The organism is Dictyobacter halimunensis (assembly GCF_036245075.1).
The window spans coordinates 2,648,085-2,671,734 of sequence record NZ_BSRI01000002.1 but is presented as its reverse complement, the minus strand read 5'-3'; the positions used below and the strand labels follow the sequence as shown (position 1 = coordinate 2,671,734).

17 protein-coding genes are annotated in these 23,650 nt (G+C 53.8%); 10 read left to right on the top strand and 7 right to left on the bottom strand.

From position 1 onward, the window contains the following. Positions 1-139 precede the first annotated feature (139 nt). Together AABA21_RS25155 and AABA21_RS25150 are read right to left on the bottom strand one after the other, a co-directional pair. Positions 140-2,128 (bottom strand): serine/threonine-protein kinase, encoded by a 1,989-nt coding sequence (locus tag AABA21_RS25155; protein WP_338254480.1) that lies wholly within the window; start codon positions 2,126-2,128, stop codon positions 140-142. A gap of 161 nt (positions 2,129-2,289) precedes the next feature. After that, positions 2,290-3,585, bottom strand: coding sequence for a serine/threonine-protein kinase (locus tag AABA21_RS25150; RefSeq protein ID WP_338254478.1), 1,296 nt, complete (start codon positions 3,583-3,585; stop codon positions 2,290-2,292). A gap of 533 nt (positions 3,586-4,118) precedes the next feature. Here AABA21_RS25150 and AABA21_RS25145 point away from each other — a divergent pair. From AABA21_RS25145 to AABA21_RS25105, 9 genes are all read left to right on the top strand, one after another. Beyond that, complete coding sequence (locus AABA21_RS25145) at positions 4,119-4,475, top strand: translation initiation factor Sui1 (protein ID WP_338254477.1); 357 nt, start codon at positions 4,119-4,121, stop codon at positions 4,473-4,475. A gap of 314 nt (positions 4,476-4,789) precedes the next feature. Continuing rightward, entirely contained in the window at positions 4,790-5,263 is a 474-nt protein-coding gene (locus AABA21_RS25140; protein WP_338254476.1) for a hypothetical protein, read from the top strand. A gap of 330 nt (positions 5,264-5,593) precedes the next feature. Beyond that, positions 5,594-6,250: a hypothetical protein gene (locus AABA21_RS25135; protein ID WP_338254475.1), complete on the top strand. Its 657-nt coding sequence runs from the start codon at positions 5,594-5,596 to the stop codon at positions 6,248-6,250. Positions 6,251-6,513: 263 nt separating this feature from the next. Then, positions 6,514-7,974 (top strand): 1,4-dihydroxy-2-naphthoate octaprenyltransferase, encoded by a 1,461-nt coding sequence (menA, locus tag AABA21_RS25130; RefSeq protein WP_338254472.1) that lies wholly within the window; start codon positions 6,514-6,516, stop codon positions 7,972-7,974. Between the two features lie 271 nt (positions 7,975-8,245). Next, complete coding sequence (locus AABA21_RS25125; RefSeq protein WP_338254471.1) at positions 8,246-8,779, top strand: MOSC domain-containing protein; 534 nt, start codon at positions 8,246-8,248, stop codon at positions 8,777-8,779. A 203-nt stretch (positions 8,780-8,982) separates the two neighbouring features. Continuing rightward, complete coding sequence (locus AABA21_RS25120) at positions 8,983-9,762, top strand: TatD family hydrolase (protein ID WP_338254468.1); 780 nt, start codon at positions 8,983-8,985, stop codon at positions 9,760-9,762. Beyond that, positions 9,759-10,943 (top strand): cysteine--tRNA ligase, encoded by a 1,185-nt coding sequence (gene cysS, locus AABA21_RS25115; RefSeq protein ID WP_338254467.1) that lies wholly within the window; start codon positions 9,759-9,761, stop codon positions 10,941-10,943. Before AABA21_RS25120 ends, cysS begins: the two co-directional genes overlap by 4 nt. Positions 10,944-11,631: 688 nt before the next feature. Then, the gene (locus AABA21_RS25110; protein WP_338254466.1) at positions 11,632-14,025 is read left to right on the top strand and encodes an MFS transporter; all 2,394 of its coding nucleotides are present in this window, start codon (positions 11,632-11,634) and stop codon (positions 14,023-14,025) included. A gap of 72 nt (positions 14,026-14,097) precedes the next feature. Continuing rightward, positions 14,098-15,264, top strand: coding sequence for a hypothetical protein (locus AABA21_RS25105; RefSeq protein ID WP_338254464.1), 1,167 nt, complete (start codon positions 14,098-14,100; stop codon positions 15,262-15,264). A gap of 86 nt (positions 15,265-15,350) precedes the next feature. Here AABA21_RS25105 and AABA21_RS25100 read toward each other — a convergent pair whose 3' ends face one another. From AABA21_RS25100 to AABA21_RS25085, 4 genes are all read right to left on the bottom strand, one after another. Further along, positions 15,351-15,995 carry a hypothetical protein gene (locus AABA21_RS25100; RefSeq protein WP_338254463.1) on the bottom strand — a complete coding sequence of 215 codons (645 nt, stop codon included), beginning with the start codon at positions 15,993-15,995 and terminating at the stop codon, positions 15,351-15,353. A gap of 413 nt (positions 15,996-16,408) precedes the next feature. Next, positions 16,409-16,786 (bottom strand): hypothetical protein, encoded by a 378-nt coding sequence (locus AABA21_RS25095; RefSeq protein WP_338254462.1) that lies wholly within the window; start codon positions 16,784-16,786, stop codon positions 16,409-16,411. Positions 16,787-17,127: 341 nt separating this feature from the next. Next, positions 17,128-18,561: an APC family permease gene (locus tag AABA21_RS25090; protein WP_338254461.1), complete on the bottom strand. Its 1,434-nt coding sequence runs from the start codon at positions 18,559-18,561 to the stop codon at positions 17,128-17,130. Positions 18,562-18,684: 123 nt separating this feature from the next. Further along, positions 18,685-19,644, bottom strand: a complete 960-nt coding sequence (locus tag AABA21_RS25085; protein ID WP_338254459.1) for an acetamidase/formamidase family protein — start codon at positions 19,642-19,644, stop codon at positions 18,685-18,687. Positions 19,645-19,949: 305 nt separating this feature from the next. Between AABA21_RS25085 and radC the strand changes: the two genes are divergently transcribed. Continuing rightward, positions 19,950-20,657 carry a RadC family protein gene (radC, locus tag AABA21_RS25080; protein ID WP_420917217.1) on the top strand — a complete coding sequence of 236 codons (708 nt, stop codon included), beginning with the start codon at positions 19,950-19,952 and terminating at the stop codon, positions 20,655-20,657. A gap of 123 nt (positions 20,658-20,780) precedes the next feature. On the opposite strand, the gene lon is transcribed toward radC, so the two are convergent. Further along, the gene (gene lon, locus AABA21_RS25075) at positions 20,781-23,618 is read right to left on the bottom strand and encodes an endopeptidase La (protein ID WP_338254457.1); all 2,838 of its coding nucleotides are present in this window, start codon (positions 23,616-23,618) and stop codon (positions 20,781-20,783) included. Between the last annotated feature and the right edge of the window lie 32 nt (positions 23,619-23,650).

Sequence of the window (23,650 nt, the reverse complement as noted above, 5' to 3'; positions counted from 1 at the left end):
TTTTGCGCATCCACCAGGGGTTTCCCGTAGGATGCCTCTCATATCATAGCGCGCTAAGCGGGAATTTAGCAACCGCAAATCTACAAAAATCTGTCAAAAGTTGAAAAGCTGTAGAGATTTAGAGATTTATCTCCAGCGATTACGGGGTGGCTCCGGAGAGCTTGAAGTGGGTAAAGCTGGCGATAGCTTGCTCGCTGGTTGAGGCGCTATCCACCTGAAAAGCCAGCTGGCCGCTCTTGTAGTTTGCATCCTGGACCTCGCCCAGGAAGATGCCGTTGACATAGAACTTGAAGTCGCTCCCCTGTGCCTGCACCAGTAACGTGTTGACCCCGGAACCGGGCACGATGGCGCTACTGGCCGTAGGCTTGAGCAGGGTCACATACTGATCCTGGGCGGCGTCGGCATCGTGGCGCAGGAACGAGAACTGGCCCGCGCTATTCAACTGGAGCATATAATATTGTTCGCCACGCAACCTCAGCAGCATATCCACCGTGTCACCGGACAGCAAAGAGACGTTCACCTGAACGCTGGCATTGCCGATCAGCGGCGAGATCAAAGCGCAGGGGAGCTCAGCCGCTCCATGACTATGCATGACGCGGTACGATCCATAGGCGAAGGCACAGCTGCCGGGCGCCTCGGACCAGCGACCATTTGTATTACTACTCAGATCGTCCTGCAGCATCAGCGGTTCCGGCACGACAGGATTGCCAGATTTTGCTGCGGGCGGCTTTTTCTGTGGATTCGTATGTTCCACCGACTGGGAAGTGCTGGCAACTGGTACCGAATGGGCATTCCCAACAACGGTATCGATGGGCCGCGTAGCATACAGGTAGTACATAATGCTCAACGGCAAAATGATAAAGAGCAGGATACCGGCCCCGATAATACCCGGGACAATATGGGTCCTGGGACTCTTGCGTGGTCGTTCCGTCATCGGCGTGGAACGTCCACGGATACGGTGACGGCGGCGTGGCGCGAGCGTCTCCGTATGAACCTGGTCCGCATCTGACGGTGGCTGTATTGACGCATCGGGATCCAGGCCGGCGGGGGTCGCGTACGCCAGGCGACGCGCGCGCCGCGTCGCCCGGCGCCTCGCGACAACAGGCAGTATAGGTCGAGAGGTCATCAGGCGCCTGCCGGGAGAAGAGGGAGTATCGCGTCGTCGTCGCTGGCGTGGTGCGGAAACAGCGGGCGCCTCAGCACGGACCAGCATAGGATCGGGCAGACTGACGCTATCAGCCAGCATCACCTGTTCATACTCCGACTCGACATCCAGATTGAGGGAGGTGGAGTGAATTTCCTCTTCAATAGGAGTCAGCAATGCCAGCTGATAAGCCTGCGCCAATTCAATAGCGGATGCGTAACGCCGGGTTGGATCTTTCGCCAGTGCCCGCAACACCACGCGATCAATCGCGCGTGTCAACGTCGGATTGTGTAAAGAAGGAGGCAATGGCTCATCGTGCAAATGCTTCCAGAATACAGCAACCGGCGTCTCAGCCTCAAAAGGCAAACGGGCCGTTAACATTTGATAAAGCAAGACACCCAGCGAATAGATATCGGTGCTGACCGTTGCTGGCGCCATGGCCAGGTCGGGCGCCATATACTCGGGGGTCCCCATCAACACACCTGTACGCGTCAGCTGGCTCGTCGTCGTCGCATCAACCATTTTCGCCAGTCCGAAATCGGCCAGATAAGCATGGCTGCGATCACGCAGCAGAATGTTGGAAGGCTTGATATCTCGATGCAACACACCATTATCATGGGCGAACTGAACGGCGCTGGCGATCTGTTTGAGCAGCACACCCACCTCATCAGGATCAAGCGGGCCCCCAGCCAGCAGATCGCGCAACGTGCCACCCTCAGCATACAGCATAACCAGCATATGCCAGGGCTCGCATTCCTCGTAATCGAGCGCGGGAAGGATATGGGGATGATGCAGTTTATCGATAGCCTCCGCCTCACGACGAAAACGCTCAAGATAATCTGCTGCATAGCCGGTCATGATTTTGATCGCTACATACTGCTCGGTCACATCGTCGTATGCCAGGTAGACCTCTGACATACCTCCGCTGCCAAGCAAGTGTTGAATATGATATTGTTTAACAACCGTTCCTTCTAGACCAGGCATAGCAATAGCATCTTTCTGTCGCAGGCAATATGATGGGGAAACAATACATATAACACGCAACGACCAGATGCATAGATGCACAAATTGACACACTTTTATGCGAAAGGCGTCATTTTTAGAAAAGAAGAATTGAGGGACAGAATATATCTCCTGTCCCAAATTTATCCTTTATTATGCCCCTTAGCGCCTCCATTGCCATGGCCTTTCGCTTTTACCGGTGGGCCTCCATGATCACCATTGCTATTGCCATGATTGGCGTTATTATTCGAGATAACCTGAACCGGCCCTTGAGCAGGCGTCAGTTGCGTATGGGTAGGTGTTGGAATATGCCGGGCCGTATGGGTTGGTGTAGGCGTCGGCTTAAGAAGAGGGTTCTGATTTGTATTCACGGCATTTGTAGAGATCACGTGCTGAGGGGGAGCCGATGTAGCTCCCCCGAGCGACAATTTGAACCACTGGGGTCCCAGACTGGCATGCAGTACAGCGGGAACCGTTACTAACAGCAAAGGCACCACCAGAAGGGTAAACAGGAAGCGCCCGCGCAACATACGATGCTTCTGGCGCACAATGGTTACGCGTGGCTTCTCCAGGCCAAAGTGATTGACCTGAGTAGGCATAGTCGCCGCGTCCAAGCGACGCTCTTCGGCCAGCTTCACCGCCTGTACGTACGCCAGGTAAAACTCCTGGGCCGACTGGAAACGCCGCTCTGGATCTTTTTCCAGGGCCTGAAAAATGACCGCCTCCACCTCGGGGGGAATGGAAGGATTATAGACGGATGGAGGATCGGGCAGATCACGAATATGCCGCATATAAACAGCTATCGGGGTGTTGGCTTTAAAAGGGACGCGGCCAGAAAGCATCTCGTACATCAAGATGCCTAACGCATAAACATCGCTACAAGGTGACGCTTCACACTCGGCCAGTTCTGGCGCCATATATTCGGGGGTGCCAATCAGGTAGCCGGTCAATGTCAGGCCGTTATCTTCACCCACCCGTTTCACCAACCCAAAATCGGACAGATAGACATGGGTGCCGTCCCGCATCAACACATTAGAAGGCTTGATATCTCGATGGACGATTCCTTTTTCGTGAGCATAGTGTAGCGCCTGTGATAACTGCGCCAGCACCTGCTCGGCCTCAGCCAGCGAAAGGCAGCCCTGCTGCAAACGCTCGCTCAGGGTTCCATCCTCAATATAGGGGGTAATCATGTAACACCACGAATCAAACTCGCCGTAATCCAGGACGGGTAAGATGTGTTCGTGGTCAAAGGCAGCCTGGGTCTTTACTTCAGCGCGGAAACGCTCGTAGTAGTCACCTGCCCCTGTATTCACTAACTTCACGGCAACGACCTGATCGTTAGCAGTGTCACGTGCGAGATAAATCTCAGACATTCCCCCACGTGCCAGGCGCTTCAGGATTTGATAGTGTCCAAGAGTGACTTGTTCTAGCTGTTGCATTACCATCCCCATGCTAAAATATACAAGCTGTTCTATCACACGCGGTCAAGAAGCCATCAGCAACGCGACTCGTGCAGCAGACCCGGGCACGACAGGCACGTTGAAGCATGTGCGTAGAGAAGAAGGGAACCTCACTCTCGCAATGAGAGCGACTTTGCTCATCTGATGGTGTAGCGTAACCTTACATATACATACACGGCTGTTTTTTTGAATTAGTGTCAGGTTGAGATTAAATACCTATTTTTCTAATTTTCTGTAAAAGTGCGAAAATAATTGCTAGCGTGATGGGTATTCAAATAGATATGGGTATATCTCATACATCCATTGTAGTTGAGCTACCGGAAATATGCAATACACGTTTTCAATATCCCTCTGCTTATATTGTATATTTCGATACTCGCATGAGGTGCATCACAGATCGAATAGCATAAAAACAATGAATGTAAACACAGCATTAAAATTAAAAAAATATGTGCAGTGACATGGTACTATGGTACAATGCAGAGCAGATGACGAGAGGAGAGGAACATTAGATGCCAGATCGCATAGTGTATTCAACTGATAGTGGTCGCGTTTCGACCTGTCCCCGGTGTGGACAGCCATATAAAAATTGCCGATGCGATCAAGCAGCGGCCTCTAAAAAGAAGAGCGATGGGATCGTGCGTGTTATGCGTGATCGCAAAGGACGTGGAGGGAAGACCGTCACGGTTATCACCGGGTTACCCGACCAGGGTAACGAGCTGACGACGCTGGCACAACAGCTGAAGAAGCTCTGCGGTACCGGTGGCACCATCAAAGATGGCAACGTTGAGATCCAGGGCGACCACTGCGACAAAATCCAGGAAAAGCTGACCAGCCTCGGTTACAAAGTAAAGAGAGCGGGGGGCTAAGTGCAACTGGTGAGCGTTATGACCACCAGTTGCACTTAGAGGGGTTTGGGGAGCGCAGGCGCCCCCATTCTTTAATAAAGGTGTGAGTACGGATGGTGCGCGATCGCGCACCATCCGTACTCACACCTTTATTGGTTTTGAGCACCACCCATCATCTAATAAAGGGATGCCCGTGGGGCCGCGACTGCGGCCCCACGGGCATCCCTTTATTAGATGATGGGTAAAATTTCCGCTTTAGTAGGGGGCGCGTAGAATATTTAGAGTGAGGGGAAGTACATTATAGCATCAGGGATCAAGAATGGAGAGGATAAACAATGAATATAGATGAACAATTTGAACATTTTCTGGCAGGATTAGGAGTAGAAATGGAACAACCAGAAGATCGACAATACAGTGGTGACTCCATTCCAGAGATCTCCATTTTTCAGGCTTCGCGTGATCACTATGGCGTCTTCTATCGTCTGGATATCATCGACCAGCGGCCGGAATTGCGCATTATGCTTCCGGTCGATAAGGGAGATGCCAAGATGGACATTTATCTAGTCCGTTTAAGCGAGCGCACGCCACTTAATGAAAGTTTCGTCAGGATGTCTATGTACGAAGGCAGTGGAGCGTATGAGCAGGGACGCGATGCCGCCTTACAACATCTCCTCTACGCTGCGGCTGAAATGATGAAGCAGCTCTTCTGGTCCGGGGATGTGCAAAGCATGGTTTTTCCGCCAGAAATAGAGGTCTATCCAATTCTGGTCGAGGCCCAACGCCACAACGGGAAAAAGTGGGCCCGCTAAGACTTTATAGCTTGATCCAGGGGATGGTACAACACGACGGGTGGTGTGTAATGCGCATCACCCGTCGTGTTGTACCATCCCCTATAAAGCATTCATCGCGACCGCCATTTCAGGCCAGAAAAGAAACGTCCAGCTACCTTGCAACGTTATTAGAAATAGGAGAAGGTGATTTTTTGACCGCCCCCTATTGAATCCTTGTGCAGAATCAAAGTACAATTGTACCAGCGTTGATGAAGCTGGTCAGGGCAAACATGCTACATAGAATCAGCAGGAAGTCAGAAAATTCAACTGCATGATACGCTAAAGGCAATAGAGAAAGGATTAGCATTGATGCCCGAACACAACATAGACGCAATAGGGCGAGAAGCGATTGAATATTTTTCTCTCAAGCACGCCGCACGCGAAAGCGCATTGCCCAAATCGCGCGCGGCGATTCGCTTATGTGCGAATAGTATCCGTGCCACTCATCGTCATGAGATTGCCGCCGCCGAGGCATTGCTAAAGCAAGCTGCTACCTTGCTGACAGAAATGGAACAGAACCTGCAAGAGCATCGTGATATTTATTTCGCAGGGTTCGTCCAGGATGCGCAAAAAGAATACGCTGAGGCGCGTACGTTCGCGGCCCTCACCCAGCATCAGCCTTTGCCCACGCCCAAAGAGCTTTCCATCGGTTACGCCGCCTATCTTAATGGGATCGCCGAGGCGATTGGGGAGTTGCGACGCTACGTACTCGATCAGCTCCGCCGCAGCAATATTGAGGATTGCGAAATATTTCTTAACTACATGGATGATATCTACGCCGTCTTGATTACGGTCGATTTTCCAGATGCAATCACCAGTGGTTTGCGGCGCACCACCGATTCGGCACGTGGTATTCTGGAAAAGACACGCGGAGACCTCACCGCGGCCGCCATTCAATTGCAGCTACAACGGTCTATGCGTGAACTTCAGGAGGGTTTACAACAGCACTTGCCAGCCGATCAATAAAGAATAGGAGTCGTACAAAGAAAAAAGTCCACTTCCTTGACTTTATATACCCAACCACAGTAAGCTGACAGGTGCTTATCATAAACGTATCTCATCACGGACAGGGCATATATGGCATATCTTATGAATCAGATCGCCAGCCAGTATAGATACACACGAACCGAAACTGCGCATCATATTGATGTATACAAGCACTCATACTGTAAACGCATAAAATGCACTCATAGCCATATTAGTTAATCTCTACGCCAAGAGGGGAGCGCATGGAAAACATAGAAAGAAACGCCACTCATCAGGATCTCGCGCCTGAAGTCGAGCCACAGGACCAGGCAAACCATGCCATCCAGGTGGTGGATGCCGATCCCAGGCGCGAAGAAACTGCTCAGCCTGAAACTCAAGAGGAGCAGGCCGGGACAATAGAAGACGAATCTGCGGTAGCCGAAGATGAAACCGAGACAGTTAAAGACGAGTCTGAGGTAGCTGAGGGTGAACCCGAGGTAGCCGAAGGCGAGCCCGAGACAGTTGAAGAGGACTCCGAGCCAGAAGTAGTTCCCGAGGCTAAGCCTACCAAAAAGAAACAATCAGCCCAGATTGTACCCGCTGATAGAGTTCAGGCCGAAGAGGTTCCAACGATCCCCATTGGTTCTCTACAGACCATCAGCACCCTTGAGCCAGAAGTGTCAGTACATTCTGTTGCTTCGATGCGCGCGGTTGGCATGCCGGCCCCTCTGGTCGTGCAACCATCCGAGTATAGGCGCGGCATCGGCGAGTGGCTGGATATCTGGCGTGACGGTATCCGGCTTAACTATCTTCCCCTATCCTTGATGCCGATCCTCCTGGGCACCGCGCTGGCCTGGACGCAGACCGTGACACCAGATAAACCACTTGGGCACCTCGACATCGTTCATTTCGCGATGGCCCTGGTGGCCGCTGTTATCCTGCAGATCGGCGCTAACCTTATCAACGACTATTATGATCACCAGCACGGCGTCGATGCCAGCAACGCGCTCGGCCCCGGTGGGTTAATTCAACAGGGGCTCATCAAACCAATCCGCGTTTTAACCATTGGCTTAATCGTCCTGGGAATTGGCGCCGTACTGGGGCTGATCGCCTCGCTGGCCGGTGGCCCGCTGACCTGTCTCTTTGGCTTGATCATCGTACTGTGCGCCTACTTCTTTAGCGCCACAAAAAGATCGCTCTCCAGCCTGGGCCTGGGAGAATTAGTCGGCTTTATCGCGTTTGGCTTATTACCCGTCATGGGAGCCTATATGATCCAGACGGGCGGCCATCTTGTCGCGACCACCTTCTACTATAGTCTGGCACTCGGCTTCCTGGCCGCCGCCATCATTTACGCCAACGATATGCGCGACATTGAAGGCGATAGCCATGTCGGCCGCAAGACCCTCACCACCATGATCGGGCTGCGCTGGAGCCGCATCGCCTATATCGTCCTGATGGTACTGGCCTATGTGGTGGTCCTCTTGCTGGGTGTTCCACACGGCCATAACCACTTTGTGCTGCTAGCCCTCTGGACGCTGCCCACGCTTGCCGTAGCCATCAGTGGTGTACTGCGCACAGAGATTTCGGCTGGCTTCCACGATGTTATGCGCCAGAGCATGAAGATACTCGTTATGTTTACCATCCTACTCATCGTTGGCCTCGTCATCGCGGCCTTTATACCAGTAGTACCGAAGCTGCCAGCACATCTCATTTCGCTTCCATAATCCACTTCCAGGCAAAAAGGGTCATAAAGCCAGCCTCCCAGGCATGGGGGCTGACTTTATGGCCCTTTCCTCATCTTTTTCCAAAAATATTTATGGTTAGTAAATCCAGCCTAAATCGTTATAAATAGTATCGCAGGGTATAGCGCTTGCAGAAAACTGTATTCAGTACAATTGCCACGCAATACTGATAAGCCTATATAAATATGTTTTTCTTATGTGCTATGTTTTTTCTAAAAATTTTTCTTTATCTAAAATGAGGAGATAGTATACGATGTGGAAAGGCTCCGTTATTTCGCTCCAGATTGCTCCAGGTGAAGGGCAGCCCCTGACAACCATTGACCAGGCACATGCAGTTCCCGGTCGTGGAATCGAGGGTGATCGCTATTACCTGGGCACTGGCCATTTTTCAAAAATGGGGAAAGCCAGCTACGAAATAACCCTCATCGAAAGCGAAGTGCTGGAAGCACTCAAAAGGGACTATGGCTGTGAACTCACGGCATTGACCGCCCGCCGCAATATTGTCACCGTAGGCGTACCGCTCAATCACCTGGTCTGGAAAGCGTTCAAGGTTGGCGAGGTCACCTTACTCGGTCGTCGACTGTGTGAACCCTGCTTTCACCTGGTCCAACTCACCAAACCCGACGCCCTCAGCGGCCTCCTTCACCGTGGTGGATTGCGTGCCCAGATTCTCACCGAGGGCATCATCCGACCCGGAGACTCCATTCAGCTGGCAGAGGATCAGTCGCTGGCCCTGGCATATAAAGCGGAGCAGGCGGCCAAAGAGGCGCTTGAGCCGGCCGTCTAAAATTTTTTTATAGTATCGTGATCTAATAGAAACGCCCGGCACCATTAGTGGTGCCGGGCGTTTCTATTAGACCACAACATAGCAGGCGCATGCCGAAAAGTGCTATACTTACATTAATAAAGTAACCTGGGAGAGAGCTAAAGCCAGTCTCGCTTTGACTCTCCTTTTCTTGTGTTCACTTGCTGTTGGAAAGGATTTGTGGAGTGCTCATCGACAGCCACACGCATATAGATACGAACCGCTTTGAAGGCGATCGAGAAGCCGTCATCCAGGCGGCGATAGCGGGCGGCGTCACCCGCATGGTGGACCCCGGCTGCGACCTGCCTTCCAGCCAGGCGGCTCTCGCCTTAGCCAAAGCGCATCCTGGTGTCGTTTTCGCGGGCGTGGGTGTGCATCCGCACGAGGCCACAACCTATACACCCGAGGTAGAGAACCAGCTACGCGCAATGGCACGTGAACCTGAGGTAGTGGCCATCGGTGAATTCGGACTCGACTACTTTCGCATGCTCTCACCACGCGATACACAACGTAGTGTCTTTTGCGCCCATTTACAACTTGCCCGCGAGTGCAATCTTCCTTGCATTATTCATGTACGCGACTCCCACGAAGATGTGATGGAGCTGTTGCGTGCCCATGGTCAGGGATTGCGCGGAGTATTCCACTGCTTCTCGGGTGATGTCGCTCAGGCAGAGGAATGTCTGGCATTCGAAGGTTTCATGCTCTCATTTGCTGGTCCACTAACAAAGCAAGGGAATGCTCTTCCAGAAGTTGCCCGTATAGCGCCGCTCGACCGCATCCTGGTCGAGACGGATAGCCCCTATCTGGTCCCCAAACCATTGAAAGCCAGGCGCAACGAGCCACTCTTTGTAAAGCATACGGCGGCGAAACTGGCGGAGATACGCGGCATGGCCATGGAAGAGGTTGCTCAGATCACAACAGCAAACGCGGTTCGTTTGTTCGGTCTAGGAGAAAAGCAAGCATGAAACTATTTAATACGCTGACCCAATCATTGCAAGAATTCAAACCCATCGGTGACACGGTAACTATTTATGTGTGCGGTGTAACTCCTTATGACACCACGCACCTGGGTCACGCCTTCACATATATCACCTTTGATACACTGATCCGCTATTTAGAATACAAGGGTCATACGGTTAAATATGTGCAGAACGTCACCGACGTCGATGATGATGTGATCCGTAAAGCGGGCGAGCTTGGCATCGCCTGGGACGAACTGGGCAATCGCGAGATTGAGCGCTTCCTGGGTGAGATGGATTCGCTTAACTGGCGCCGACCGGATGTGTACGCGCGGGCAACCGACGAGATTGAGCGCATCATCAAACTGACGCAAGCCCTGATAGAGCGTGGACTGGCCTATGAGAGCGAGGGCTGTGTCTTCTACAGTGTGCGCGAGGATAAAGATTTCGGCAAGATGGCGCAGGCCGTTGGCCTCAACGATTATCAATCGATGCTCGCCATCGCCAACGAACGCGGCAATTTCCCCGACGACAAGCGCAAGCGCGATCCGCTAGACTTCGTACTCTGGCAGGCAAAGGCTCCCGGCGAGCCCTTCTGGGAGAGTCCATGGGGTCCTGGACGTCCCGGCTGGCACATCGAATGCAGCAGCATGTCCATGCACTACCTGGGAGAGCGGATCGATATCCACGGCGGTGGCGCGGACCTGACCTTCCCCCACCATACCTGCGAGATCGCCCAGTCGGAACATTACAGCGGTAAAGCTCCATTCGTCAATACCTGGATGCACGTCGGCATGGTTTACCAGGATGGTGAGAAGATGAGCAAGTCGCTGGGGAACCTGACCCTGGTCAGAAACCTGCTCAAAGAGTACAGCGCGGACGCCATTCGCATCGTGTTGCAGAGCCATCACTATCGCTATCCCTGGGAATGTTTCCCGCAGGATCTCAAGATCGCGGCCGAGACCGCCTATTTCTTTACCCAGGTGCGTGAGATGGTTGGGCAAAAGCTGGATGGTGAAGATAGCATGCTGCGTAATCGCTTTATCGCGGCGATGGAAAGTGATTTGAATACACCTGAGGCGATCTTGCTGCTGCGTCATGCCGCTCAGGATGCTCTGCAGGGCAGGGATCGCCAGCTTGGCTCTGAGGTGTTGCGCCTGGCTGGCGTGCTAGGATTGACCGCGTAGCGGTATTATCCCTGGCGGGAGGACAGCGTGGGGGCGCTGACGCCCCCATATCTCTTATTTATATGGTGGAGTATGAAAAAGTCGCATATGCGACTTTTTCATACTCCACCATAATTTTGTGCGCGCCGTAGGCGCGTCGGCGCAGAAGCCACGAGGATAAAACTCCTGTTTTCCCCAAAAGAGGCTTTTGGGGGCGTTCATTGTTTAGAAAAACGAGGCGTGGTGGCTCGGATAATAGCCCAAAAAGGTTGCTAATTGAGCGTAATGCACTATACTAGAAGGCAATCGGGCGCAAAGCCCATACATTCAAAGTAAGAAAATGCATGAAGAGAAACGACCACAGTACGTGCGGGGCTTGCCCCCGCTTGCTTCCTCGCCGCTCGAAAAAGCGGCCGGAAGCATGCGATGCATCACATGTAACCGTTCCTGATCGCTTTGAAGGAGCGTTTCCTTTTGGGAAGCGAACAAAGCGGGGGCAAGCCCCGCACGTACTCTCGTCTTTTTCTTGTTGCTTGCGCTAAAGTTGAACGTATTGGCGCAAGGGTCGAACCTACGAGGGGACGTTTTCGGGTGGGGAGAGGAAATCGGGCGCGAGGCCCGAACTTATGGAAGGGGAATATTTTCCGCAGGGGGATAAATGTATACATTTGAGGATGATCATGAGACTTCTTCACGGTATAAGCGGTCTATGTTTGATGCTACGGATCAGGATGAGGTGACTAAACCTGACGGGGTTGGTGAGGATACACCAACCGGTGGCAGGCGCACAGTTATTTTACCGGCGGATCCAACGGTGGAGGATCTGCCGACTCGGCCCGATGAGGCGACTATGAGGGTTGATCCTCGGTCGAGCAGGGCGGCACTGGCGGCGATCATCGTTGCCTGCATCGGGGTCTTCCTGACGGCGCTGGATCAAACGGTGGTGGTGACCGCGCTGCCACAGGTGATCGTTGATCTCAATATTCCCCTTACCCAGTTGGATCACGCGGCCTGGATTATCAGCGCGTATCTGCTGGGCTTTGTGGTGGCGATGCCACTGATGGGGCGCGTCTCGGATATTTATGGACGCCGACGTATCTTCCTGATGTGCCTGGTTATCTTTGGTATCGGCTCGGTGGGCTGTGGCGTGGCACCCATACTGGGCAAAGAACTTTCGCTGCAATTCCTGGCCCCGCTGCACGTCGATATTTCGTCGCCTGGATTGATCTGGTTGATTGTAGCACGTGTGATACAGGCGATCGGAGGAGGAGCTATCGTGCCGGTGGCGATGGCGATCGCCAGCGATGTCTACGCCCATAAGAAGCGCACCCTGGCCCTGGGTGTCATCGGAGCGGTCACCGAGGCCGGGGGCGCGATTGGCCCGCTCTACGGAGCTCTGATCGTCGAGCATCTGGGCTGGCAGTATATTTTTTATCTGAATGTGCCACTGGTGATCGCCCTGTTTATGGCGGCCTGGTTTTTCATCCCGCGTGGCACAAAGCTGCCCGAGAGCATCGACTGGCTGGGCGCGATCTTCCTGGGGCTGGCCCTGACCTGTCTAAGCATGGGACTGGCCCAGCAGGGAACCTCGCTGGGACCCACGGCGGCCAGTGGTAGCGCACCACAGAACAATCCGCTGGCGCTGGTGCTGGCGCTGGTCTTCTTACTGGCCTTTATCCTGGTTGAGCGCAAAGTGCGCTGGCCCGTGGTTGATCTACAGCTCTTCAAGCGCTGGCCCTTTAGCGCCTCGTCCCTGGTCAGTCTGCTGGTAGGGGCGGCCTTGATCATCGCCATGACCAATATCCCCATCTTCGTCGATACAGTTCTGCAGAGCACGGTACTGGATAGTGGACTGGCCCTGCTGCGCCTGACCGTGATGATCCCTATTGGTGCGCTGCTCGGCGGCTGGCTCAGCCACCGCATTACCAGCCGTGTTACCGCCATTGTGGGGCTGCTGTTTACGGCGGCAGGCTTCTATCTAATGAGCCACTGGCCCACCCATGTCGATTGGACGCAGATGACGATGGCGACCGTTACAGCGGGCTTTGGCTTCGGACTGGTCATCGCGCCGATCGGGACTACCGCCATCAACGCGGTGCGCAGCACGCAGGTCGGCATGAGCTCCTCAATCGTGACCGCGCTCAGGATGGTCGGCATGATCCTGGGACTGGCCGCCCTCACTTCGTGGGCGCTGGCCTACTTCCGTCAGCTCTCGCTGGCCTATCCCACCTCACCGCAGGCCAGCAGCGGCGATCCACTCACCGGCTATGCGCACTACCTGATCGAAGCCGCGCACACTGTCTACTGTACCGTCTTCTTTATCTCGGCCATCTTATGTCTGATCGCCATCATTCCTGCCTTGTTTTTATGGGGTCGGGCCGCACCGGCTACTGTCACATCCGATCAGCTAGACATCGATCAGCTATTAACGGTGGTGCCGGTGGGACGACGAACGGGAGCACACGCGCGTAACGTGGTCACCGTCGCGCTGGTCGCCATGCTCATCGCCAGCGGGCTGCTGGCCACCTACCTTATGGTTAGCAATCCGGGCGGTACAGGTTCCCAAACGGCCACGGCGACGCGCAAGATCGACCTGGCGTTGAATCAGACGGCGCTCACCTCTGTCTTCGCCACGCAGCTTGGTCAGCAACAGAAATTTCTTAAGGACTTGAAGGTCACACCGATGGAGAACGATGGGCTGAACATCAACTTCAACCTGCAGATAGACCTGCAGGGCATCCATCGCACGCTACCCGTTGAGATCCAGAGCAAGATGTACCTGGACAAGCAACAAAATATGCAGCTGGCGGTACAGCATGTCAGGCGCGATGGGATCGACGCCGGAACGACCACGGCCACGACCATGCAGAAGGCCCTGAACCAGCTACTGATCGCGACGGTCATGCCCACCATCCATCAGCAGCTCAAAGACGTCAAAATCGTCTCCGTCCATACCAGTAAGAGTATGATTTGTAGTAAGGGGGCCATCACGTTCGTCTTACAGATAGAGGCCACAACCATTCAAGGTATTCCGGCACAATCGCTCCCATCGCCAATCTGTTTTAACGACACGCTTGATTTCAAAACACTACTACACAGATAGCTGGCACGCAGATATGTGCAGTATATATAATGGCAGGGTAAAAAGTAGCAAGTAAGGATCGAGGATCGAGAGATGACAAGAAGGTTTAGACGCGCCATACAGATCAGCTGGATATTGCTCATCAGCCTGATCCTGATTGGGATGGCGGCGCCTGTAGATGCCTCCACACGAGAGACACAGCAGACAAAGGCGGCCGGGATGCTCGATGCGCGTATCTTTTTGACCGGAGATGTGCTGCGCCAACGCTTCCAGGATACGATTAACCAGCAGGTACCGCGCCTCAGCGCCAGCACCATCAATGGCATCGTGCATAGCGCACCGGCGGGCGATCAGGGATGGATCGGGCAGATCGCCAACGCGCTGATCCAGCCATCGGCGACCCTGACCGAGCTGACTCCCCAGGCCAACGGCTTCAACACAGGCATCAGCCTCAGCCTCTATCCCGGCGATCCCAAACCGATCAATAGCCACATGCTCGTCACCTTCAGCATCCTAAATGACTCAACCATTCAGGTCAACGGACAGGCTCTGCCCGGCAGCCAGACGCTCATCACTGGTCCCCTGACCACCCTGCACGTGCCAATAGGGAAGCTCACCAGCGTGCAGACCACCACTACCTGTGGCGACGCCAATTTAGAGCTGGGACTGCAGATTCCACAAACAGGCAATCAGGCCCAGGGCAGCCTCAATGACTCACACCAGCAGGCGCGCACCGCTAACGCGTCAGCCATGGATACAGCACCCCTGAGCATGACCATGAAACGTGCAGACGCCGGTCCCACCGACCAGCAGGCTGTTCCGGTCTATGTTGAGGTACCATTTAGCTCCCTCAAAACGGTCGCCGGCGGCTTAGGAACGCTCTCCATCAACAACAGCATGGAGGCAAAGAATATCCAGCTCAGCGCGCAGAATGGCAAGCTGGTCGTGACCGCCGATATCATCAGCCTGGTGTTTGGCACCCCCATGTTCAAGCTGGGGACCGCCACCACCATCATGGAGCCTCAAGTCGCCGGTGGCAAGCTGCAGTTCCAAGTCGACAAGACCACACTCAACGTGCTGATCTTCACCTTCCCGGCCGACAATTACAACCAGCAGATAGAGCAGGCGCTCAACGGCAAGATCGGAAACATACTGGGCAACAATCTCACCCTGACCTCGGCCAGCATGGGTCCCACAACTCAGATCAGCTGTGTAGCCCCCGACAGCCTGCTTTTAACCGGCATCACCACCCTCAATTGAGGAAGGAATATCTGCGGCGGAACGTGCGTGCCGGGGTACGGAGTCGCTTCGCGACAAGCCAGGGCAAGCCTGGCACCTACGAGGGGTTACCGTAAATCGTACAGGGGCTGGTTCGTTTTGGCGGCGATGATCGAGAGGAGGGCCTGCATCTGCTGGTTGTAGGCCTCATAGCTGACGACAGGCTGGGCTATGGTGAGTTCATACCAGCGCGGCGCATGTAGCCACTGCCATTGCAGGATAGCCTGTTCGCTGGAAAGCTCAAAGAAGGTCGGCTCGTTATGCTTCCCAGATGTCAGGATGCTGGTATTTTTATCGCTAATGTTCATGGGATCGATCGCAAACAGGCGTACTTCGTGCCAGGGCATAAATTCTTCCTTGCCATTGGCCTTTTTTAGCAGGCCATTCCCCATCGCGATCAACTGCTCTTTGGCAGCGGACCTGGCAGTAAGGGCCATAATGAAGAGCGAGAAAAGGATGACAAACGTTATAATGGACCAGGTAACAACGTCCATGTAGATATTTCTCCATAGTAGATATTCAACACCAATGCCAAACGCGTACAGGGCAAAAATCACAATGACGGCATAGCAAACATCCTTAAAGAAGTAGGCCCAGTTTATACGTTGCTCGATAACCAGGGGTGCTTGCAGAGGCACATAATTTGGCTGTGGCTGAATAGCGGCCAGTTTGACCGGCGAATCGGGAGTGATATTGTGACGCTTACGCTCCAATCTCTTCAGTCTTATCAGGTTCCACAAGCATAGCGGTAAAAGGAAAACGTATATAACAATGATCAGAAAACTGTTCATGGTTACAGTACTGAAAGACTCAATATCTCCCCAGTTGCGCATAAGATATGTATATGCATTGAAGATGCTAAATCCGAAAAAAAACAGCCAGCTGACAAAAGCCCAGTATAAACCTCGCACGCTAATTTTTTTGACGACTTTACGCGCAGGTGGTTGCCCGGTCACGAGATGAGATGACCTGTGAAACATATTAGCCTCCATGCCTTCACAGTATTTATTTCTACGTTGATCGATATGCGGTCATATTTGCTATCTATGAAAAAGGTAAAGCCTTTTCGTATCATCAGTATGTTCAGAAGAATATTTCATCGGAGAATAGTGGGAAAGCAGAATATTCACGAACGCAAATCATATAGCGGCTGGCCCGTCTTCTCTGTGATAATTGAAAGCAAGGATTGCATCTGCTGATTGTAAGCTGCGTAGCCCATAACTGGCCGAGCTACCTGCAAACAATACCAGCGTTGTGGATGTAACCATTGCCAACTGATAATCTCTTTTTGGCTGGAAAGCTCAAAGAAAACGGGTGCCCCGGCGCGGCTACTTTTGATAAGGGATAGACCTCTCTTCTCTATGCTCACACTATCAATAGCAAACAGGCGCACCTCATCCCAGGACATAAATTGCTGCTGGAATACCCCTTTTTTCCATAAGCCTTTATCGGTAACATAAAACTGCACGTTGCCATAATGCCAGATGAGCAAAACCAATGCCATACAAATAAAAAGAGAGCCCCCTACTACTCATGCGATACATCACAACAATTCTATGTAATAATACGGAAGAACCATATATAATCAATTCACATTTCCTACTTCTCTCTTTAAGTCTTTTTCCTTTTCCCAATTTTGATTCGTCCCAACCATATTTCAACAGGATATGCTGTAATTTCCAATCAGACACTATTGTAATGAGGTATGAAAGAACGACGGCATAGAAGTATTCCAGTAGAAAGATACAAAGGCCATTATCTCTTTTAATAGAAGATAATGGCCTTTGTAACAAACTGTAAGATTGATCTGATATAGTGACGGATCAATCCTAGACGATGGAACTGCTAAATTTCGGCATCTTCGATGTAGGCTTTGCTGCTGGCCTGGAGCGCGTCGGGTGAACGGCGGGTCTGCAGGAAGATGATGATGATACCGATCAGGAGCCAGATGCCAACGATAGGGCCGGCCAGGTTTAAAGGGGCCGCCGGAAGAGGCGAGAACTGGAAGTAGAGCACGACTAAGAGAATAATAAATGGAATGCCGGGAACAATAATGTGGCGCAGGACGTTAAACTCTTCACGGTGCTTACGCAGGTAGAAGAAGGGGACCGAGATGCAGGTGGCCAGGTAGACCAGGATAATCGGTAGGGTCAGCACAGCCCCCAGGAAGGCAAAGCCGGTGGTGGTGCCATAGGCGAAGCCGGGCAGGAGCGAGAAGATGACCGCGACAATGGTGGTAAAGATGATGGCTACATCGGGGACGCTGGCCTTGTTCAGATGAGCCAGGATTGGTGGCAAAGACCGTGTGCGGCCCATGGCATAGAGCATACGAGAGGCGGCATTCACACCGGCGTTGGCATTAGCCAGCGCGCTATTCAAGATCGCCAGGATGACAATAAAGTGGAATGGTCCCCACACCCGCGTTGCCAGTGTTCCCCACGGATCTGGATCACCGCTATACGTCCCGATCTTAGCGGGTCCCCAGCCGACAACGCCCGCGTATGAGCAAAACACATAAAAGATACCGATACAGATAGCGGCCAGCACGATGGCACGTGGCACCGTGCGGCGCGGGTTCCGGGCCTCTTCCGCCAGGGGTGCCGATGATTCAAAGCCGGCAAAGGCCAGCAACACAAAGATCATGCCAAAGAACACGCCCTGCCAGCCTCCGAGTCCTGATTGCAGGCTAGAGGCGGGATTGAACACCGCCAGCGTGTTATTGTTAGAGGTAGCAATCAACCAGATTGAGAGCAGCACAAACACAACGATCTCGATTACGCCGAGGACGATGCCGGTATCGGCCGAGATCTTAATACCAAAGAAAGTCAGACCAAAGACGACCACCGCGAAGATCAAGGCCCAGACTGGCCAGCCCAGATGAAGATTAAAGACGCTACCAACGAAGGAATCCGCCACCGGGCCCAGAACCAGCAGCTGGAACGGGACGATCAGCAGATATGCCAGGTCAAACATCCAGCCGGTCAGCCAACCGAGACGGATGCCAAGGGATTCGCTTACATACGTAAAATAGCCACCTGCCGACGGCAAATATCTGGCCAGCGAGCCGATACTTAACGCGATAAAACAACAGACGATAAGGGCGATAATAACGGCCAGGGGCAGGGCGCTCCCCGTAAAGGGGATGGCCGCGCCAAGGCTAAAGGAAACGGCGGAGGCTGGCGCCATGGTTGTGATAGACTGGAACAGCACTCCGGGCAGTCCAATCGTGTTGGCACGCAGCTGACCCTGTTCAGGAGGGGAAGATGTTTCGGTAGACATACAGGCTCCTCTCACATAACAAAAACATAGCGATGAAAACAAAAGAATAATATCAGAATATGTTGATGTGGCCGTCACTGAAGCGACGACCACATCAACATATTCGATAGAGGTGTGTCAGGATTATTTGGAGAAAATGCTCAAGGGAAGGAAGGCGCCGACGAGCCAGTTGGGCATGTCTACGACTTCACAGAGCTTCAGGTCGACCGCGACGCTGCAAAGCATATAGGCATCTTCACGTGAGAGCTGATAGGTGCGCTGCAGGTGCTCGATCATATGACGCACGGCGCTGCGCGTAGCCTCAACCAGGTCTGGCCCGATGCCATCGGTGGCATAGTAGGGAGCGGTATTGGTGCGCGTAGCCAGGGGACCAGCGGTCAAAAACTGGGGCTGCGGCACCTGCAGATCTTTGCGCACCGTCAGGCGTACAGTGGCATGCATGGGAGCCTCAATGGCCGTACCGCATACCTCGCCATCACCCTGCGCGGCATGCCCATCACCCATCGAATAGAGGGCGCCGGGAGCCTCAATCGGTAAATACAGGCGCGCCCCTTTCGTCAGGTGTTTGGTATCCATGTTGCCGCCGTGGCGATATGGTGGAATCGTGGATAGGGCACCGAGAGCGCCAGGGGCCAGGCCGATCTCTCCACAGAAGGGAGCCATCGGAATGCGAATACCGGGCAGAAACTCAGCCCAGCCATCGGCGCCACCCTCGATCTTCCAGATCTTCAATGCCGGCTCAGAAAACTCATCGGCCAGCAGACCAAAGCCGGGGATGATCGCGGTCCAACCCCAATCCGCTGGCTGCAGGTCAACGATCTCAACTTCCAGCGTATCACCGGGTTCAGCCCCCTCGACATAGATCGGGCCATTCACCTGGTCGACACGCGAGAAATCCAGGGTCTTGATCGCCTCAACGGTACTCTCGGGACCAATCTGTCCGCCTGCCGAATCCAGTAGATCAAACTCCACGATCTCACCGGATTGAATTCTACCGATAGGCTCAATACTGTTATCCCAGGCCAGGTGCCACTGATCGCGATGCACATGGATGGTTCTTCCGGAATTATGCGTATGTGTCATAACTTTTAGAGCGATCCTTTCTGCTCGATCCCCGCCGTTCTTTTCAAGTCATACACCCATTGCTTGCCTGAAGCGTACCCGATTCTCAGCCAAAAGGCAAGCAGTATACAGCTTGCTTCTTATTTTGCCTATTTACAGTGGGGGCATAGGCATTGTATTGTCAGGTCAGCAACGGCAATTATGTATAGCGGCCTGCCAGCATAAGGAGCAATATAAATACTATGATTGATAGCACTGTCTTAAATAATGATATGGAAGCTATGCTTACAGATATACCCGCGCCCACCAGCGATCCTGAGATTCCTATGCCATTGTCCCTCATCAAACCAGCCTATCATGCCACCGTACACGACATGCCGCTCGACGAGCGTCCGCGCGAGCGCCTGCAGAAGCACGGGGCCGAGATGCTCACCACCGCCGAACTGCTCGCGATCATCCTGCGCACCGGCACGCAGCGCGAGAACGTGATCGAGGTCGCCAACAAATTGATCACCCGGTATGGAGGGCTGGCCGGCCTGGTCAGCGCCGACCTGCATGAACTCGGTTCTCAGCATGGTCTTGGACCCGCGAAGGCCAGCCAATTGAAGGCCGCGCTGGAGATTGGCAAACGCCTGAGCGTCTTGCAAACAGAGAAGCGCTATCAGATACGCTCGGCCGATGACGCAGCCCGCCTGGTACGCATGGAGATGATGTATCTGGATCATGAAGAGATGCACATCCTCCTGCTGGACACAAAAAACCAGGTCATCGAATGTGTCAAGCGCTATAAGGGGACCGTCAACAGCTCGGTGCTACGCATCGCCGAAATTATGCGTCCGGCCATCACCCGTAACAGCCCCCGCATCATCGTCAGCCACAACCACCCCAGCGGCGATCCCTCCCCCTCAGAAGAGGATATAGAGGTTACTTATCAGTTAGCCGAAGCTGGCAAATTATTAGACATCGAACTGCTCGACCACATCATCATCGGCAACCCACATTACATCAGCCTGAAGGAAAAGCTCAACTGGTAGTATTATGTATTGTGTTGTTGGGAGGTCACGTGCGACCTCCCAACAACACAATACATAATACTACGTGGGCCTTTAAAGCATAAAAAAGAGGGTATCGACGCAGATGCGTCGATACCCTCTTTTTTATGCTTTGGCGACCGCTTTTTCAGATTTCCGTTTGCGGTGGCGGCCATCGCCGTTGGCGGAGGATTTCTCCTCGTGCTCATCCTCAGAGACCAGAGCGGTATCGAGGACCTGGCGGATGTCGCTGGCAAAGGTGAAGTGCATCTGCTCACGCAGTTCGCCGGGGATGTCCTCCATGAACTCGGCCTCGTTTTTGGCGGGCAGGATCACTGAGCGGATGCCAGAACGGTAGGCCGCCAGCACCTTTTCTTTGACGCCGCCGATCGGCATAACCTTACCGCGCAGGGTAATCTCGCCGGTCATGGCTACATCTGAACGCACCTTACGGCCACTGGCCAGCGAGACCAGCACCGTTACCATCGTCACACCAGCCGAAGGTCCATCCTTAGGGATAGCTCCGGCCGGGACGTGGATGTGCACGTTCTGGCCCTCGAACACGTTCTTGGGCAGTCCCAGGGCGGCCGCGTTGGAGCGCACATAGCTCAGGGCAGCGATGGCGGACTCTTTCATCACGTCACCCAGCTGGCCCGTCAGGATCAGGCGCTCCTCTTTGCCCGGCATGGTCGCCGCCTCGATAAACATGATCTCGCCGCCCACCGAGGTCCAGGCCATGCCCGTGGCGATACCGGGACGGTCGATGCGCTCGGCCGCCTCGTCGAAGAAGCGCTGGCGACCCAGGTACTCAGTCACCTTATCGGCGGTAACGTGTACCGGAGTTGGCAGGCCCTCGGAGACCTGGCGTGCCACCTTGCGGCACAGCGAGCCTACCTGGCGCTCAAGATTACGCACACCGGCCTCACGTGTATAATCGCGAATCAGGCGGCGAATCGCATCATCGTCAATCGTCAATTCATCCGGCTTCAAGCCGTTAGACTCGCGCTGCTTGGAGAGCAGGTAGTTGCGGGCGATATGCAGCTTCTGCTCCTCGGTATAGCCCGACAGCTCCAGAATCTCCATACGGTCGCGTAATGGGGCGGGAATCGGCTCCAGCGCGTTGGCCGTAGCGATAAACATCACCCGTGACAGGTCAAAGGGCAGGTCCAGGTAGTTATCGCGGAAATTAAAGTTCTGCTCGGGGTCCAGTACCTCAAGGAGCGCGGACGACGGATCACCGCGCCAATCGGCGCCGACTTTATCCACCTCGTCCAGCATAATCACCGGATCATTGGCCTCGACGCGGCGCAGGGTCTGGATGATACGGCCCGGCATGGCACCGATATAGGTACGGCGATGGCCGCGAATCTCGGCCTCATCGCGGATACCGCCCAGCGACATGCGCGCGAACTTGCGACCCAGCGCCCGCGCGATCGACTGTCCCAGCGAAGTTTTACCAACTCCAGGAGGGCCAACGAAGCACAGGATAGGTTCGCGATGCAGAGGACGGGCCGCCTCCTGATCCTTCAACGGCTGGGTGGGCACAATCTTCTCAACCTCAACCCCTTCCCTCTCACCATCAAGCTCACGCTCGTGCGCCATCTCCTCCGACAGACGATCCTCTTTCAAGCGGCGTACCGCCAGATACTCCAGGATACGCTCTTTAATCTTCTGCAGATCATAATGATCCTCATCCAGCACCTCACGGGCATGAGGAACATCGATCTCGGTAGCGGTGCCTTTACTCCAGGGCAGCGACGCCAGCAGCTCAACGTAGGTACGGATAATGCTGTATTCAGGCGAGACCGTGGGCAGCTTTTCAAGGCGCGACAGCTCGCGGTAGGCCTCTTTATAGGCCTCCTCGGGCATCTTCGCCTCTTCAATCTTACGCCGCAGCTCATTAACGGTCGCCTGCTCCTCGCTCTCCTCACCCAACTCCCGCTGAATGGCCTTCAACTGCTCACGCAGCAGGTATTCGCGCTGTACCTTGCCCATCTCTTCCTGGGCGCTATTCTGAATCTTCTTTCCCAGCTCCAGGATTTCCAGCTCATGGGCCAGAAAAGTGCTCAACTGACTCAGCTTCTCATGTACAGAATCGATCTCAAGCAGCTTCTGGCGCAGCTCCATATCCATCTGTACAAAGGTCGCGATCACATAGACAACCTGGCGCGGCTCCTCCAGATTCAGGGTTGCCGCGGCCACCCCCTCCGGCACATTCTGTACCAGAGCAACCAGGCGCTGGAAGTAACTAATCACATTGCGCTTAATCGCCTCGGTCTCGGTATCGTCCTCCTGGATATCGGGCTTGGCCGTCACGCGAGCCTGCAGGTACGGCTTCTCCTGCGTAAACTCATCGATGGTCACGCGCTCCAGGCCCTGAACGGCGATCTGTACCGTCCCATCGGGCATACGGAACATACGACCGACGCGCGAAACCGTACCAACGCGATAGATGTCATCCGGGCCCGCATGATCGATATCCGGCGACTTCTGGGCCACCAGCACCACCATACGATTACCACGCATCACATCATCGATTAAACGAATATAGCGCTCCTGCCCAACCGAGAAAGGCTGGACCGAGAAAGGATAGATCACTGTATCCTTTAAAGGCAAAATGGGCAACACCTCAGGAATATTCAGGCGCTCCTCATCTTCTCCGTGTACTGGTAGTTCACCAAGCTCACCTTCGGGGGTCGGTCCCTTTGTATCGGTCGAAGTAGTCGTCGTCTCATCAGGCACCTTCTCATCAGAAGGATCGTCATCAGAAGGCGATGAAGGCTCCTCCTCTGAGGAAGAGGGAGTTTGCTCTTGATCAGCGTCGGCATCGCTGGCTGGCACATCTTCCAATGCATCCTCGGCGACGGGCTGATTCTCAAGAAGCTCATCCACATTATGTGAGTTTGCCTGTTGCATCACATCCTCTTGCGGATCTGCCGCATGCTGATTTGTAATCTTTTCCATAAAATTCTTCTCTACATATTTTTCGAATAATG